This is a genomic window from Streptomyces sp. NPDC014727, assembly GCF_043083485.1.
Taxonomy (GTDB): domain Bacteria; phylum Actinomycetota; class Actinomycetes; order Streptomycetales; family Streptomycetaceae; genus Streptomyces.
In genome coordinates this window covers 63,647-79,057 of the sequence record NZ_JBIBYR010000014.1, presented here as the reverse complement: position 1 = coordinate 79,057, position 15,411 = coordinate 63,647, and the positions used below count along the sequence as shown (strand labels likewise).

14 protein-coding genes are annotated in these 15,411 nt (G+C 69.1%); 5 read left to right on the top strand and 9 right to left on the bottom strand.

What is annotated here, in order from left to right:
* Positions 1-40: 40 nt before the first annotated feature.
* On the top strand, positions 41-709 hold the full coding sequence (locus ACF1B9_RS22455) for a potassium channel family protein (RefSeq protein WP_376216259.1): 669 nt from the start codon (positions 41-43) through the stop codon (positions 707-709).
* Complete coding sequence (locus ACF1B9_RS22450) at positions 709-1,386, top strand: potassium channel family protein (protein ID WP_376216257.1); 678 nt, start codon at positions 709-711, stop codon at positions 1,384-1,386. The genes ACF1B9_RS22455 and ACF1B9_RS22450 overlap by 1 nt, the downstream gene beginning before the upstream one ends.
* Positions 1,387-1,496: 110 nt before the next feature.
* Here the strand turns inward: ACF1B9_RS22450 and ACF1B9_RS22445 are convergent, their stop codons facing one another.
* From ACF1B9_RS22445 to ACF1B9_RS22425, 5 genes are all read right to left on the bottom strand, one after another.
* Positions 1,497-2,261 carry a DUF3159 domain-containing protein gene (locus tag ACF1B9_RS22445; protein ID WP_391743263.1) on the bottom strand — a complete coding sequence of 255 codons (765 nt, stop codon included), beginning with the start codon at positions 2,259-2,261 and terminating at the stop codon, positions 1,497-1,499.
* Positions 2,262-2,264: 3 nt separating this feature from the next.
* Positions 2,265-2,681: an OB-fold nucleic acid binding domain-containing protein gene (locus ACF1B9_RS22440; protein ID WP_391743261.1), complete on the bottom strand. Its 417-nt coding sequence runs from the start codon at positions 2,679-2,681 to the stop codon at positions 2,265-2,267.
* A 212-nt stretch (positions 2,682-2,893) separates the two neighbouring features.
* Positions 2,894-3,586: a response regulator gene (locus ACF1B9_RS22435; RefSeq protein ID WP_351084878.1), complete on the bottom strand. Its 693-nt coding sequence runs from the start codon at positions 3,584-3,586 to the stop codon at positions 2,894-2,896.
* A gap of 70 nt (positions 3,587-3,656) precedes the next feature.
* Positions 3,657-6,200, bottom strand: a complete 2,544-nt coding sequence (locus ACF1B9_RS22430) for an ATP-binding protein (RefSeq protein WP_391743259.1) — start codon at positions 6,198-6,200, stop codon at positions 3,657-3,659.
* Positions 6,201-6,362: 162 nt separating this feature from the next.
* Positions 6,363-7,112, bottom strand: coding sequence for an ABC transporter ATP-binding protein (locus tag ACF1B9_RS22425; protein ID WP_391743257.1), 750 nt, complete (start codon positions 7,110-7,112; stop codon positions 6,363-6,365).
* Between the two features lie 259 nt (positions 7,113-7,371).
* Here ACF1B9_RS22425 and ACF1B9_RS22420 point away from each other — a divergent pair, with 259 nt between their 5' ends.
* Positions 7,372-8,292, top strand: coding sequence for a M28 family peptidase (locus ACF1B9_RS22420; RefSeq protein WP_391743255.1), 921 nt, complete (start codon positions 7,372-7,374; stop codon positions 8,290-8,292).
* A 24-nt stretch (positions 8,293-8,316) separates the two neighbouring features.
* Positions 8,317-9,750, top strand: a complete 1,434-nt coding sequence (locus ACF1B9_RS22415; protein ID WP_391743253.1) for a M1 family metallopeptidase — start codon at positions 8,317-8,319, stop codon at positions 9,748-9,750.
* Positions 9,751-9,811: 61 nt separating this feature from the next.
* Here the strand turns inward: ACF1B9_RS22415 and ACF1B9_RS22410 are convergent, their stop codons facing one another.
* From ACF1B9_RS22410 to kdpF, 4 genes are read right to left on the bottom strand one after another with little or no spacing between them, the layout of a single operon-like run.
* Positions 9,812-10,480, bottom strand: a complete 669-nt coding sequence (locus ACF1B9_RS22410; RefSeq protein WP_391743251.1) for a potassium-transporting ATPase subunit C — start codon at positions 10,478-10,480, stop codon at positions 9,812-9,814.
* 6 nt (positions 10,481-10,486) lie between these two features.
* Positions 10,487-12,613, bottom strand: coding sequence for a potassium-transporting ATPase subunit KdpB (kdpB, locus tag ACF1B9_RS22405; protein WP_391743249.1), 2,127 nt, complete (start codon positions 12,611-12,613; stop codon positions 10,487-10,489).
* Complete coding sequence (gene kdpA, locus ACF1B9_RS22400; protein WP_391743247.1) at positions 12,610-14,274, bottom strand: potassium-transporting ATPase subunit KdpA; 1,665 nt, start codon at positions 14,272-14,274, stop codon at positions 12,610-12,612. The genes kdpB and kdpA overlap by 4 nt, the downstream gene beginning before the upstream one ends.
* Positions 14,275-14,281: 7 nt before the next feature.
* Positions 14,282-14,371 carry a K(+)-transporting ATPase subunit F gene (gene kdpF / locus ACF1B9_RS22395; protein WP_351084850.1) on the bottom strand — a complete coding sequence of 30 codons (90 nt, stop codon included), beginning with the start codon at positions 14,369-14,371 and terminating at the stop codon, positions 14,282-14,284.
* Between the two features lie 365 nt (positions 14,372-14,736).
* Here kdpF and ACF1B9_RS22390 point away from each other — a divergent pair, with 365 nt between their 5' ends.
* Positions 14,737-15,408 (top strand): HEAT repeat domain-containing protein, encoded by a 672-nt coding sequence (locus ACF1B9_RS22390; protein ID WP_391743246.1) that lies wholly within the window; start codon positions 14,737-14,739, stop codon positions 15,406-15,408.
* Positions 15,409-15,411 lie beyond the last annotated feature (3 nt).

Sequence of the window (15,411 nt, the reverse complement as noted above, 5' to 3'; positions counted from 1 at the left end):
CAGGTCAGCCGGACGACCAGGACTGCGAGGTAGGCGCAAGGTGCACATCGTCATCATGGGCTGCGGGCGAGTCGGAGCCGCTCTCGCGCAGACCCTGGAGCAGCAGGGGCACACGGTCGCCGTCGTCGATCAGGACCCCACGGCATTCCGACGCCTCGGGTCCGGATTCGGTGGGCGGCGTGTCACCGGTGTCGGCTTCGACCAGGACACCCTCCGTGAGGCGGGGATCGAGGAGGCCGGCGCGTTCGCCGCGGTGAGCAGCGGTGACAACTCGAACATCATCGCCGCCCGGGTCGCCCGCGAGATGTTCGGCATCGAGAACGTCGCGGCGCGGATCTACGACCCCCGGCGTGCCGAGGTCTATCAGCGTCTCGGTATCCCCACGGTCGCCACCGTGCGCTGGACCGCGGACCAGATGCTGCGACGGCTGCTCCCTTCGGGGGCCGAGCCGCTGTGGCGGGATCCGAGCGGCGCTGTGCAGCTCGCGGAGGTGCACACGACGCCGTCCTGGATCGGCCACAAGATCAGCACGCTGCAGGAGGAGACGGGCGTCCGCGTGGCGTTCCTCACCCGGTTGGGCGAAGCCATACTGCCCACGTCGCAGACCGTGCTGCAGGAGGGCGACCTGGTCCACGTGATGATGCGTACGGACGAGATCGCGAAGGTCGAGGCGGCCTTCGCCGAGGGCCCTGAGGAGGGCGGTCACTGATGCGTGTCGCGATTGCCGGCGCCGGTGCGGTGGGACGTTCCATCGCGGGCGAGTTGCTGGAGAACGGGCACGAGGTGCTGCTCGTCGACAAGGCACCGACGGCCATTTCGGTGGAGCGGGTGCCGATGGCCGAATGGCTGCTGGCTGACGCCTGCGAGATCACCTCGCTCGACGAGGCGGCACTTCAACGCTGCAGCGTCGTGATCGCCGCGACCGGCGACGACAAGGTGAACCTGGTCGTCTCGCTGCTCGCCAAGACCGAGTACGGCGTGCCGAGGGTCGTCGCCCGGGTCAACAACCCGAAGAACGAGTGGTTGTTCAACGAGGCATGGGGCGTCGATGTGGCGGTCTCCACACCGCGGCTGATGTCGGCCCTGGTCGAGGAGGCGGTGAGCGTCGGCGATCTGGTCCGGCTGCTGCGCTTCAGCCACGGCGACGCCAATCTGGTCGAGCTGACGCTGCCACCGGAGTCGGCGTTGGCCGGTACCCAGGTCGGCGATGTGGCCTGGCCCGAGGACACTTCGCTGGTCACCATCATCCGCGGGCAGCGCGTGCTGACGCCGAGCACCGAGGAGACGCTGGAGGCCGGTGACGAGCTGCTGTTCGTGGCCGCGCAGGCGCGCGAGGAGCAGTTGGAGGACTTGCTGTCGGTGCGCCGGGGCGACTCGGACGACTGACCGGCGCAGGGCCGGCCGGAGGCCGGCACAAGGCACAAGGCAGGCGGAAAGCGAGGGGCCCGGAACCGTTTCACACGGTTCCGGGCCCCTCGCTTTCCGCCTTGGGCCGTTCAGTACTCCTGGTGGCGCGTCGCGGCGGCGGCCGCTTCGGCCTTACGGGCCTTCTCGGCCTGCTCCTGCGCCTCCATCTCGGCGAAGACATCGATGGGCGGCGGCGCCTTGGCGAGGAAGACCCAGGTCAGATAGACCGCGAGCAGGAAGGGCGGGATCTTCAGCGCGACCAGGACCCAGCCGAACTGGGTCGTGTCGGCCCACCAGTACAAGGGGAAGAGGATCGCGCACTTGGCGAGCAGGATCAGTCCCCAGGCATAGCTCGCCTTGGCGTATGCCTTCCTCCGGCCGGGGTTCCTGGTGCGCCAGGAGAGGTTCTCCTTGAACACCGGGCCCAGGATCAGACCGATCAGCGGCACCCCTGCGAGGGTGGTGATCAGATAGGCGAGGGCCAGGCCGAGCGTGTAGAGCATGCCCGGCAGATAGAAGTCCTTGGCATTGCCGGTCATCATGGCGAAGACCACGCCGAAGGCCACGCCGAAGACACCACTGAAGGCGTGCTTCACGGTGTCCCTGCGGATCAGCCGTACGGCGACGAGGAGCAGGGACACCACCAGGGCCGCGATGGCCGAGAGGTGCAGATCCTTGTTGATCGTGAAGATCGTGACGAAGAGCAGCCCGGGAAGGACTGTCTCCACCATCCCCCGGACACCGCCGAACGCCTCGAAGAGCGCTGCCTCGGTGACCGCCTTCGCGTCGGCCTCCTGCTGGTCGGTGCGGGTGGTGCGGTCCGTGTCGGACGTCGGCTTGTCGAGAGACGTCACCGGCTACTCCTTGCCGAGCGGTCGGAGTTCGTATTTGGGATTGAACAGCACCCTGCGTCCATGACTCATGGCGATCCGGCCCGAGGCGATGAGCTTGCGGCCCGGTTCTATGCCCGCGATGGAGCGTCGGCCCAGCCAGACCACGTCCAGCGGGGCGGTGCCGTCGAAGAGCTCCGCCTCCAGGGCGGGCACTCCGGCGCGCGGCCGCAGGGTGACGGTCCGCAAGGTACCAGTCACCTTCACGATCTGCCGGTCGGTGCATTCGGAGATACGCGTGCAACCCGAAGCCTGCGAGTCCTCCTGCAGCTCCTCGGACTCCAGGTCCTCCTGGGAGCTGGACAGCCGGTCGAGCATCCGCCGGAAGCGGCCGGACGGCTTCTCCGCCTTGCCCGGCTTCTCGAATCGAGGAACAGCACTCATAACCGAAGGGTACCGGTCTCCCGTGCTCCGAGCGGGTGCCCCGGGTCTCACTCGAACGGGATACTCGTCAGAGCTTCGGAGTTCTCGTCGGAGTTACGGAGCAGGGGCGAGCGACGCACACACGAAGGACCGGGCTCACAACCCGCGCCTGCCGACGCAGGACTCGGCCGCCCACATCCGCCGCGCCGAAGCCCGGTGCGCCCGGCTGCGGTTCAGCCGCGCTCGAAGCGGTAGCCCATCCCCGGCTCGGTGACGAAGTGCCGGGGATGCGAGGGGTCGGCCTCCAGCTTGCGCCTCAGCTGCGCCATGTAGACCCGCAGGTAGTTGGTCTCGGTGCCGTACGAGGGCCCCCACACCTCCTGGAGCAGCTGCTTCTGGCTGACCAGCCGGCCACTGTTGCGGACCAGGACCTCCAGCAGATGCCACTCGGTGGGCGTGAGCCGCACGTCGCGTCCCTCGCGGTGGACCTTCTTCGCCGCCAGGTCGACGGTGAACCCCTCGGTCTCGACGACCACCATGTCGTCGGTGCCGTGCTGGCCGACGGGTTCCGCGCGGCGGACGGAGGCGCGCAGCCGGGCCAGCAACTCGTCCATGCCGAACGGCTTGGTCACGTAGTCGTCGGCTCCGGCGTCCAGGGCCTCGACCTTCTCGTCGGAGGTGTGGCGGGCAGAGAGCACCAGGATCGGCACCCTGGTCCAGCCGCGCAGCCCCTTGATCACCTCGACCCCGTCCATGTCGGGCAGTCCGAGGTCGAGGACGACGACATCGGGGTGGCGGGCGGCGGCGAGCTGGAGGGCGGTGGCGCCGTCCGGCGCCGCGTCCACCTCGTACTTGCGCGCCTTCAGGTTGATCACGAGGGCGCGTACGATCTGCGGCTCGTCGTCGACCACAAGCACCCGGGTCATGGGGGCCCTGCCTTTCTGCTGTACGGCGATCTCCCGGGGCGTTCCGGAGATCATGAGGTGACCGGCGAAGTCATGAGGTGACCCGCGCGGGCAGGTCGGGGCTGACCGGAACGTATCCCGACGCCGCCTTGAGGGTCAGCACCATGGTGAGGCCGCCGCCCGGGGTGTCCTCGGCGTCCAGCGTGCCGCCCATGGACTCCACGAAGCCCCGGGCCACCGCCAGGCCCAGTCCGACGCCCGCTCCGCGCGGGGCGTCGCCGTAGCGCTGGAAGGGCTCGAAGATGCGTTCCTTGGCGTCGTCGGGGATGCCGGGGCCCCGGTCGACGACCCGTAGTTCGACGCGTTCGCCGAGCGCGCTGGCGGCCACGGTGACGTGTTGTTCGTAGGGGCTGTACTTGACGGCGTTCTCGACGATGTTGGCGACGGCTCTCTCCAGCAGCCCGGGGTCGACCTCGACCATCGGCAGGGTCTCGGGGATGTCGAGGTCCACGCTGCCCTCCGGCACGCCGCCGAGCGCCATCGGCACCACCTCGTCGAGGTCGATCTCGCGGATCAGCGGGGTGACGGTGCCGGTCTGCAGCCGGGACATGTCCAGGAGGTTCCCCACGAGGTGGTCGAGGCGGTCGGCGCCGTTCTCGATGCCTTCCAGGAGTTCCGCCTCGTCCTCGTCGGACCACGCGACGTCGTCGGAGCGCAGGGAGCTGACGGCGGCCTTGATGGCGGAGAGCGGGGTCCGCAGATCATGGCTGACGGCGGCGAGGAGCGCTGTCCTGATCCGGTTCCCCTCGGCGAGCCGCCGGGCCTCCTCCGCCTCGCCGACCAGGCGCTGCCGGTCCAGTACGACGGCGGCCTGGGCGGCGAACGCCCCGAGCACCCGGCGGTCCTCGGCGGGCAGCACCCGGCCGGAGAGGGCGAGCGCCATGTGGTCACCGACCGGCATGTCCACGTCGGCGTCCTCCGGCCGGGCCACCGGCCCCGGGCCGACGCTTCCGGCGCAGGTCCACGGGTCGACGTCGCTCTGCCGCTCCAGCAGAGCGACGGACTCCATGCCGAAGGTCTCGCGGACCCGGTCCAGGAGCGCGTCCAGGGTGGTCTCGCCGCGCAGCACACTGCCCGCCAGGAAGGAGAGGATTTCCGACTCGGCGCGCAGCCGGGCCGCCTGATGGGTGCGTCGGGCCGCCAGATCGACGACCGAGGCGACCGAGACCGCCACCGCGAAGAAGATCAGGATGGCGACGAAGTTCTCCGGGTCCTGCACGGTCAGGGTGTGGGTGGGCGGGGTGAACCAGTAGTTCAGCAGCAGCGAGCCTACGGCGGCCGACGCGAGGGCGGGCAGCAGCCCGCCGAGCAGGGCCGCCGCGACCGTCATGAAGAGGAAGAGCAGGACGTCGTTGGCGAGCCCCGGTCCGTTCTCCAGACCGGTGAGGAGCAGCGAGAGCAGCGCCGGGCCGCCGACGCCGACCAGCCAGCCCCAGATGATCCGGACCCGGCCCAGCCGGGCGCCGCGGGCGATGGGCAGCCCGCGGCCCTTGGCCACCTCTTCGTGGGTGACGATGTGGACGTCGAGATCGGGGCCGGACTCGCGGGCGACCGTGGCGCCCACGCCCGGTCCGTAGATGTACTGCCAGGTCTTGCGGCGACTGGAGCCGAGGACGATCTGCGTGGCGTTCACCCCACGGGCGAATTCGAGGAGCGCCGACGGTATGTCGTCGCCGATGACATGGTGGAACGTGCCGCCGAGGTCCTCCACCAGGGTGCGTTGGACGGTGAGTTCCTTGGGCGAGGCGGAGGTCAGTCCGTCGCTGCGGGCGATGTAGACGGCGAGGATCTCGCTGCCGGAGCCCTTGGCGGCCATCCGGGACGCACGGCGGATGAGCGTACGGCCCTCGGGGCCGCCGGTGAGTCCGACGACGATGCGTTCACGGGCCTGCCAGGTGGTGCGGATGTTGTGCTCGCCGCGGTACTGCTGAAGGTATTCGTCGACCCGGTCGGCGACCCAGAGGAGCGCCAGCTCGCGCAGGGCGGTCAGGTTGCCGGGGCGGAAGTAGTTGGACAGGGACGCGTCGATCCGGTCCGGCTTGTAGATGTTGCCGTGGGCCATCCGGCGGCGCAGTGCCTGGGGCGACATGTCGACGAGTTCGAGCTGGCCGGCCCTGCGGACGACCTCGTCGGGGACGGTCTCGCGCTGGCGTACGCCGGTTATGGCCTCGACGACGTCGCCGAGCGACTCCAGGTGCTGGATGTTGACGGTGGAGATCACGTCGATTCCGGCTTGGAGGAGCTCTTCGACGTCCTGCCAGCGTTTGGCGTTGCGGGAGCCCGGCACATTGGTGTGCGCGAGTTCGTCCACCAGGGCGACGGCCGGGGCCCGCTCCAGAACCGCGTCGACGTCCATCTCGGTGAAGACGGCGGAGCGGTACTCGATCTCACGGCGCCGGATCTGCTCCAGACCGTGGAGCATGACCTCGGTGCGCGGGCGGTCGTGGTGCTCCACGAAGGCGACGACGCAGTCGGTGCCCCGTTCGACGCGCCTGTGGGCCTCGGAGAGCATCGCGTACGTCTTGCCGACGCCGGGTGCCGCACCCAGGTAGATCCGAAGCTTGCCGCGTGCCATGGCCCCATTGTCTTCTCTGAACCGGCTGCGGCAGATGCGGCAGCCGCTTCGAAGCTACCCCGTAGATTCTCGACAAATAGGACGAGGGGTGGGGGTGGGAACCGAATTGACAGGATTCTGACGCCGGGCCCGACCTGCCGGGCAGCAGGTCGGGCCCGCCCTCTACTCGTGCTCGACGATGTGCCCGTCGCTCAGCTCCAGCACCCGGTCCGCCAGGCCCAGCAGCTGGGCGTCGTGCGTCGCCACCAGCGCGGTGACGCCCTCACTCCGTACCACCGCCCTCAGCAGCTCCATCACCGCGAGCCCGGTCTCCGCGTCGAGCTGTCCGGTCGGCTCGTCCGCGATCAGCAGCGCGGGGCGGTTGGCGAGCGCGCGGGCGATCGCGACGCGCTGCTGCTGGCCGCCGGAGAGCTCTCCGGGACGCTGAGCCGCGTGGTCGGCGAGACCGACCATCGAGAGCAGCAGCGCCACCCGCTCCTCGCGCTCGCGCGGGTCCGTCTTGCGCAGCCGCAGGGGTACGCCGACGTTCTCCGCAGCCGTCAGGATCGGGATCAGGCCGAAGGACTGGAAGATGAAGCCGATCCGGTCCCGGCGCAGCTCCAGCAGCCCGTTCTCGCCAAGTTCGGCGAGGTCCGTGCCGTCGACGGTGATCCGGCCGCCGTCGGGGCCGTCGAGGCCACCGACCAGGTTGAGGAGCGTCGTCTTGCCGGAGCCAGAGCGTCCCTTGAGCGCGACGAGCTCGCCGCGCGGCAGCTCGAAGGAGACCCCGCGCAGCGCGTGCACGGCCGCGGCGCCGGTGCCGTAGGAGCGGTGCAGGTCCTCGACCCGGACCATGGGGCCGCGGGCCGGGTCCTCGGCGACCGCCGCGCCGCCCTGCGCGCCGCTGCTCGTCCGGCCGGTGTTCTCGGTCATGTTTCTCCCCCGCACATGTTTCCCCGTACGTGATCGTCTCGTCGGCCGCCAGTATGTGCATCGGGCACAGGGCCGGGCAATGGCCGGGATGTCTGTCAGGCGTCCGGCCGAGCGCCGATGCGGTCGTCCTCGACGGTGAGCCGTAGCCGAGGCGCTACCGCTTCCCCACAACTTTCCGACAACTCTCTGACACCGGCCGACCAGCCTTGCCAAGGTCCACCGGGGCGAGTGCCCCGTCCTTGAAGTTGAAAGGGTGCGTATGACGTTACGCAGGAGCCTTCCCCGGCTGGCGGCCGGAGTCCTCGGGATAGCCCTGACCGTGTCCGCGGTCCCCGCCGCCACCGCCACCGCCACCGCCACCGCAAGAACACAGCCCCCCACCGCCCCCACCGTCTCCGAGCAGCAGGTGATGCCCCATCTGCGTGCCCTGCAGCGCATCGCCGACCGCAACGGCGGCAACCGCGCGCACGGCACGCAGGGGTACGCCGACTCGGTGACGTATGTGAAGAACGCCCTCGACCGGGCGGGCTTCCGCACGAAACTCGTCCCCTTCACCCACGACGGCGCCACCGGCAGCAATCTGATCGCCGACTGGCCGGGCGGCGACCCGGACCATGTGCTGCTGACCGGCGCCCATCTCGACAGCGTCGAGGAGGGCCCGGGAATCAACGACAACGGCTCCGGCTCGGCAGCGGTCCTGGCCACCGCACTCCAGGTGGCCACGTCGCGGCTGAAACCCGAGCGGCACCTCCGGTTCGCGTGGTGGGGCGCGGAGGAGAAGGGCCTGATCGGCTCGGCGGACTACGTCCGGAAACTCTCCGCGGCCGAGCGCCGCAGGATCGATGTCTACCTCAACTTCGACCAGGCGGGCAGCAAGAACACCCGGCAGTGGCTCGTGGTCCACGACGACGAGCACGGCGAGACCGAGGCCCAGCAGGCTTTCGAGGCGTGGTTCGCCGAGCGGAACATCCCCACGTTCGACATCGGCGTCGGCGGCTCGGACCACGAGTCGTTCGGCAACGCCGGCATCCCGTCGTCCGGATTCAGCACCGGCATCTCGGACTGCATCCACGAGGCGTGCGACGACCTCACCAACGTGGACCCGAAGACGGAGACGACGAGCACCGACGCCCTCATCGGCGTGCTGTGGAAGCTCGCCGCCGCCGATCCCCGGCACTGACCGCCCCTTCCTCAGGAACGAGACATGCGCATACTGCTGAACCGCCGCCGCAGAGCCGCTGTCGCCCTCGTGGCCGCAGTGGTGAGCACCACCGCACTGACCGCCCTCCCCGCCTCGGCCGCCATCGGCGGTCCGGGCGTCGGTGACCCGTACTTCCCCGACGACGGCAACTCCGGCTACGACGTGTCCCACTACGACGTCCGCATCGCCTACGACCCGGCGCGCACCGGCCATCTGGACGGCGACACCACCGTCACCGCCCGCGCCCTGACCGGCCTGGACCGGTTCAGCCTGGACCTCAAGGGCTTCACCGTGGCATCGGTCACCGTGAACGGCACCCCGGCGAAGGCGTTCTCCCGGGCCGGCGCCCATGAACTGGTCGTCACCCCCGCCCGCCCGGTCGTGAAGGGCACGACGTTCGAGGTCCGGGTGGTGTACGCCGGTGCGCCCGACGCCGAGGGCTGGCACACCCTGAAGACCGGCGGCGCGTACGTGGCGGGCGAACCGCACGCGGCGACCTCCTGGTATCCCGCCAACGACCACCCCTCCGACAAGGCCACCTTCGCCCTCACCGCGACGGTGCCCGACGGCTGGACGGCCGTCGGCAACGGCCTGCCGGGCCCGGTCACCGCGAAGGACGGCAGGAAGACCTTCCGCTGGTTCGAGGACAAGCCGCTGGCGACGTACCTCAGCACGGTCGCGATCGACAGGTTCACCGTCCACCGGGGGAAGACGGCCGCCGGAACGCCGGTCATCACGGCGTACAGCCCGGACGCCGTCATCGACCCGGACGCGGAGGCCGAGCAGACGGACATCCTGGACTTCCTGACCGCGAAATTCGGCCCGTACCCGTTCTCCTCGGCGGGCGCCATCGTCGTCGGGGCCACGAAGGAACCCACCGGTGGCCCGCTGGCCCTGGAGACGCAGAGCCGCCCCACGTACGGCGGCGGCATGATCTTCGACGCTTCGGTGGTCCATGAGAACACCCACCAGTGGTTCGGTGACAGCGTCTCGTTCAAGGACTGGCGGGACGGCTGTGCGGCGGAGTGCTTCGCCCAGTACGCCGGGCAGTTGTGGGAGGAGCACAAGGGCGCCGACCTGGATCAGGACTACTACCGTTCCGAGATCGAGGACTACCGCGACGACCCGTCGTTCTGGTCCACCAGGCTCTACGACCCGGGCCCGGGGAAGGAGTTGGATTCCGCGCTGTACTTCAAGGGTTCGCTGATGTTGCACGCCCTGCGCCGCACGGTCGGTGACGAGGCGTTCTTCCGGACACTCAGGACCTGGACCCACGACCACGCGTACGGAAACGCCTCGTTCCGGCAGTTCGAGGCGCTGGCGGCGAAGGTGTCGGGGAAGGACCTCAAGGGCTTCTTCGGGGCGTGGGTCGACGGCACGGTGATCCCGCCGGCGAAGTATCTCTACCCGGGAAGCCTGGGCTCGCCGACGGGCTGAACCGGCGTGCGGCGTGCGCCCAATGGCCCGGGGCCGGCCGCGAAGGCCGGCCCCGGTGCTCTCAAGCTCCGTTCACCAGCCGCTTGAGAGCGATGTTGAGCTGGAGGACGTTCACCCGCGGTTCCCCCACGAAGCCGAGAATCCGGCCCTCCGTCTGCTGCTCGACGAGCTTCTCCACCTGCGCGACGCCGAGATGGTTCCGCTCGGCGACGCGGCGCACCTGGAGCTGTGCGTACGCCGGGGAGATGGCCGGGTCGAGGCCGGAGCCCGAGGAGGTGACGGCGTCGGCCGGCACGTCGGCGGGGCTGACGGGGTGGCCGGGGACGGAATTGTCCTTGACGACGGCGGCCTTGGCGGCTGTCACCGCGTCGATCAGTTCCTTGCTGTCGCCGGAGCGGTTGGTCGCGCCGGAGAGGATCAGCTTGTACTGGGTGTTGACGCTGTTGGTGCCGAGGCCGTTGGACGGGCGCGGCTGGAACCACCTGAGGTCCGGGGCCGCGGTCTGCTGCCCCTTCTTCAGCGGCAGGTCGTAGCGCTGGCCGATGAGTTCGGAGCCGACGACCTTGCCGTTCGCGGTGATCTCGGAGCCATTGGCCTTGTCGGGGAAGATTCCCTGGGCGACACCGGTCACGGCGAGCGGGTAGAGCACGCCGCAGACGACGGTGAGGACGAGCAGGGCACGCAGCCCGGCCCAGAGCAACCGGGCTGTGTTCGCTACGGAGTTGTTCATGGCAGATCAGCCGATTCCGGGGATGTGGGAGATGATCAGGTCGATGATCTTGATGCCGATGAACGGGGCGACCAGTCCACCGATTCCGTAGATCCCGAGGTTGCGCCGGAGCATCGAGTCGGCGCTGCTGGGCCGGTAGCGCACGCCCTTCAGGGCGAGCGGCACCAGTGCGATGATGATCAGCGCGTTGAACACGACCGCCGACAGGATCGCGGACTGCGGCGAGGACAGCCGCATGATGTTGAGCGTGTCCAGGCCGGGATGGACCACCGCGAACATCGCCGGGATGATCGCGAAGTACTTCGCGACGTCGTTGGCGATCGAGAACGTCGTCAGCGCACCCCGGGTGATGAGCAGTTGCTTGCCGATCTCGACGATCTCGATCAGCTTGGTGGGGTTGGAGTCCAGGTCCACCATGTTCCCGGCCTCCTTGGCGGCCGAGGTGCCGGTGTTCATGGCCACGCCCACGTCCGCCTGGGCCAGCGCGGGCGCGTCATTGGTCCCGTCGCCCGTCATCGCGACGAGCTTGCCGCCTGCCTGCTCCCGCTTGATGAGGGCCATCTTGTCCTCGGGCGTGGCCTCCGCGAGGAAGTCGTCCACGCCCGCCTCCTCGGCGATGGCCTTCGCGGTCAGCGGGTTGTCGCCCGTGATCATGACCGTCTTGATGCCCATCCGGCGCAGCTCGTCGAACCGCTCCCGCATGCCCTCCTTGACGACGTCCTTGAGGTGGATGACGCCCAGGACCCGGGCGCCCCGCCCGTCCTCCAGAGCCACCAGCAGCGGTGTTCCGCCGGCTTCGGAGATCCGGTCGGTGAGCGTCCTTGCCTCCGGCGAGACACTGCCGCCGCGCTCCTTGACCCACGCGACGACGGAACCGCTCGCGCCCTTGCGGACCCTGCGTCCGTCGACGTCCACGCCCGACATCCGGGTCTGGGCGGTGAACGCGACCCACTCGGCCTGCCGCAGTTCGCCCTGGTGGCGCTCGCGCAGCCCGTACTTCTCCTTGGCGAGCACCACGATCGAGCGGCCCTCGGGCGTCTCGTCGGCCAGTGAGGACAGCTGGGCGGCGTCCGCCAGTTCGGCCTCGGTCGTGCCCTTGACGGGGACGAACTCGGCGGCCTGCCGGTTGCCGAGCGTGATGGTGCCGGTCTTGTCCAGCAGCAGGGTCGAGACATCGCCGGCGGCCTCGACGGCACGCCCCGACATCGCGAGCACATTGCGCTGCACCAGCCGGTCCATCCCGGCGATTCCGATCGCGGAGAGCAGCGCTCCGATGGTCGTCGGGATCAGGCAGACCAGCAGCGCGGTCAGCACGATCACCGACTGCTTCTGGCCCGCGTAGATCGCGAACGGCTGGAGGGTGACGACGGCGAGCAGGAAGACGATGGTGAGGGACGCGAGCAGGATGTTCAGCGCGATCTCGTTGGGCGTCTTCTGCCGGGCCGCGCCTTCGACCAGGGCGATCATCCGGTCGATGAACGTTTCACCGGGCTTGGTGGTGATCTTGACGACGATCCGGTCGGAGAGCACCTTCGTACCACCGGTGACGGCCGAGCGGTCGCCGCCGGACTCCCTGATGACCGGCGCCGATTCACCCGTGATCGCGGACTCGTCGACGCTCGCGACACCGTCGACGACGTCCCCGTCGCCGGGGATGATGTCACCGGCCTCGCAGACCACCAGATCACCGATGCGCAGTTCGGTGCCGGGGACCCGCTCCTCGTTCGTGCCGATGATCCGCCGGGCGACGGTGTCGGTCTTGGCCCTGCGCAGCGTGTCGGCCTGCGCCTTGCCGCGCCCTTCGGCGACCGCCTCCGCCAGGTTGGCGAAGATCGTGGTCAGCCACAGCCAGACCGCGATCGCCCAACCGAACCGGTCGCCGGGGTTCAGGCACGCCAGCACGGTGGTGAACACCGAACCGATCAGCACCACGAACATCACCGGAGACTTGACCATCACCCGGGGGTCGAGCTTGCGTACGGCGTCGGGGAACGACTTGAGCAATTGTCCGGGGTCGAACAGGCCCCCGCCGACACGTCCTTCGCTCTGATGACCCGTGGGCGCGTCCTGGTGGGGTGCCCGGGTGGGGGTGACAGTGGACATCGAGTCCTCTTGCTTCGTACGAGTGGTCATGACGCCAGCCCTTCGGCCAGCGGCCCCAGCGCCAGGGCCGGGAAGTAGGTCAGCCCGGTGATGATCAGGATCGTCCCGACCAGCAGCCCGCTGAACAGCGGCTTGTGCGTGCCCAGGGTTCCCACGGTCGCCGGTACGGGCTTCTGCTCGGCGAGCGAGCCGGCCAGCGCCAGCACGAACACCATCGGCAGGAAGCGGCCCAGCAGCATTGCGAGACCGATGGTCGTGTTGAACCACTGCGTGTCGGCGTTCAGCCCGGCGAAGGCCGAACCGTTGTTGTTGGCAGCCGAGGTGTAGGCGTACAGCACCTCGGAGAATCCATGCGCACCGGAGTTCAGCATGGAGTGCGGCGGGGTGGGCAGGACCAGCGCCGCGGCGGTGAAGCAGAGCACCAGCGCCGGGGTGATCAGGATGTAGCAGGCCGCGAGCTTGATCTGCCGGGTGCCGATCTTCTTGCCGAGGTACTCGGGCGTACGGCCGACCATCAGGCCCGCGATGAAGACCGCGATGACCGCCATGACGAGCATGCCGTAGAGGCCGGATCCGACCCCGCCGGGCGCGATCTCGCCGAGCTGCATGCCCAGCATCGTGATGCCCCCGCCGAAGCCCGTGTACGAGGAGTGGAAGGAGTTGACGGCACCCGTGGAGGTGAGCGTCGTGGCCACGGCGAAGATCGACGAGCCGGCGATCCCGAACCGGGTCTCCTTCCCCTCCATGGCTCCGCCCGCGATGTCGAAGGCGGGCCCGTGGTGGCTGAACTCGGTCCACATCATCAGGGTGGTGAAACCCAGCCAGATGACACCCATCGCCGCCAGGATCGCGTAGCCCTGCTTCAGCGAGCCGACCATCCGGCCGAACGTCCGCGTGAGCGCGAACGGAATGACCAGGATCAGGAAGATCTCGAAAAGGTTGGACAGCCCGTTGGGATTCTCGAACGGGTGGGACGAGTTGGCGTTGAAGTAGCCGCCGCCGTTCGTACCCAGCTCCTTGATGACCTCCTGCGAGGCCACCGCTCCGCCGTTCCACTGCTGCGAACCGCCCATGAACCGGCCGACCTCATGGATGCCGGAGAAGTTCTGGATGGCACCGCAGGCGACCAGCACCAGCGCTCCGACCGCGGCGATCGGCAGCAGGATCCGGACGGTGCCGCGCACCAGGTCGGACCAGAAGTTACCCAGTTCACCGGTACGGGAGCGGGCGAAGCCCCGTACCAGCGCCACCGCGACGGCCATACCGACCGCCGCCGAGACGAAGTTCTGCACCGCGAGGCCGCCGGTCTGGACGACATGGCCCATGGCCTGCTCGCCGTAGTACGACTGCCAGTTGGTGTTCGCGACGAACGAAGCCGCCGTGTTGAAGGCCTGGTCGGGGTCGATCGAGGCGAAGCCGAGCGAACCGGGCAGAGCGCCCTGGAGCCGCTGCAGCAGATAGAGGAAGAGGACACTCACCGCGGAGAAGGCGAGGACCCCGCGCAGGTACGCGGGCCAGCGCATCTGTGCATCGGGGTTGACGCCTACGGCCTTGTACATCCACTTCTCGACGCGTAGGTGCTTCTGCGAGGAGTAGACGCCGGCCATGTGGTCACCGAGCGGACGGTATGCCAGTGCCAGCGCCACGACGAGCGCGAGAACCTGGAGCACACCAGCGAGGACGGGGCTCATATCGGGCTCAGAACCTCTCCGGGTACAGAAGGGCGAGGATGAGATAGCCCAGCAGGGCGACGGCCACGACGAGGCCGACGACGTTTTCGGCGGTCACAGCTTGGCCACCCCCTTGGCGACGAGAGCCACCCACGCGAACACCGCGATCGTGGTGACGACGAAGGCCACATCGGCCATCGTGTGCTCCTAGATGAGGTACGGAATCTCTGACCTCCTGAGCAAACCTCGCGTCCCGACGGTCCCAGCCCTGCGTTGATGGCTTCCTTACGGAGCGGGTCGGGCCTTTGACGGCGCACATACGCGCCCCATACGCGCCCCATACGCGCCCCTTTGTGCGCGTCTCGTCCGACGTGACAAGCACCGGACTCGGTGGGCCGTGGATGCCTGGACATCTCTCGGCCCGGCTCCGCTTGACCTTGACACAGTGACAGGGTCTTCACTGCAGCCAAGGAGGTGGCCCTCATGACCCTGCCGAAAGAGGACACGAACACGATGCGAGCTCTCCAGGGGCTGGAGAACAACAGCTCGTCGGTCCGGTTGCAGGCGGCGCTGGCGGTCGGCACGGCCCCGGACCCGGGGTTCATCGGCAAGCTCATCGAACAATGCGCGATCGAACCCGAGTTCTACGTGCGTGAAATGCTGACGTGGGCACTCACCCGCCACGCGGCATCGATGACGGTCCCGGTGCTTCTCGACGAAGTCCGCTCGGAACGTGCGCAGGCACGGAGCCAGGCGTTGCACACGCTGTCCAAGATCGGGGATCGGCAAGCGTGGCCGGCGATCACACCGGCGCTGCTGTCCGACGCCGACGACGAGGTGGCCCGGAGCGCCTGGCGGGCAGCGGTCGTGCTCGTGCCCGAAGGTGAGGAGCACGAGTTGGCCGTAGTCTTGGCGACACAGCTCGGGCGCGGCGCACGCGAGACACAGCTGAGCCTCAGCCGGGCGCTGATCGCGCTCGGGGAGGTGATGTTGCCGACGCTGCGCGCCGCGACGACGGATCTCGACCCTCGCGTGCGCGCGCACGCGATCGCCACAGAACGGCTGTGGCGCGACCCGAATGCCGGATTCGAGTCCGCGATCGAGGAGGCGAAGCGCATCGTAGCCCTCGGCGGGGCCGGCCAGGAGGGGCGGTAGGCA

What these genes read in the sequence shown, in the direction of transcription:
- kdpA (WP_391743247.1), bottom strand. Translation starts at nt 14,274, where the DNA reads ATGAGCCCCGTCCTCGCTGGTGTGCTCCAGGTTCTCGCGCTCGTCGTG.
- ACF1B9_RS22440 (WP_391743261.1), bottom strand. Translation starts at nt 2,681, where the DNA reads ATGAGTGCTGTTCCTCGATTCGAGAAGCCGGGCAAGGCGGAGAAGCCG.
- ACF1B9_RS22450 (WP_376216257.1), top strand. Translation starts at nt 709, where the DNA reads ATGCGTGTCGCGATTGCCGGCGCCGGTGCGGTGGGACGTTCCATCGCG.
- ACF1B9_RS22390 (WP_391743246.1), top strand. Translation starts at nt 14,737, where the DNA reads ATGACCCTGCCGAAAGAGGACACGAACACGATGCGAGCTCTCCAGGGG.
- ACF1B9_RS22410 (WP_391743251.1), bottom strand. Translation starts at nt 10,480, where the DNA reads ATGAACAACTCCGTAGCGAACACAGCCCGGTTGCTCTGGGCCGGGCTG.
- ACF1B9_RS22415 (WP_391743253.1), top strand. Translation starts at nt 8,317, where the DNA reads ATGCGCATACTGCTGAACCGCCGCCGCAGAGCCGCTGTCGCCCTCGTG.
- ACF1B9_RS22435 (WP_351084878.1), bottom strand. Translation starts at nt 3,586, where the DNA reads ATGACCCGGGTGCTTGTGGTCGACGACGAGCCGCAGATCGTACGCGCC.
- ACF1B9_RS22430 (WP_391743259.1), bottom strand. Translation starts at nt 6,200, where the DNA reads ATGGCACGCGGCAAGCTTCGGATCTACCTGGGTGCGGCACCCGGCGTC.
- ACF1B9_RS22425 (WP_391743257.1), bottom strand. Translation starts at nt 7,112, where the DNA reads ATGACCGAGAACACCGGCCGGACGAGCAGCGGCGCGCAGGGCGGCGCG.
- ACF1B9_RS22420 (WP_391743255.1), top strand. Translation starts at nt 7,372, where the DNA reads ATGACGTTACGCAGGAGCCTTCCCCGGCTGGCGGCCGGAGTCCTCGGG.
- kdpB (WP_391743249.1), bottom strand. Translation starts at nt 12,613, where the DNA reads ATGACCACTCGTACGAAGCAAGAGGACTCGATGTCCACTGTCACCCCC.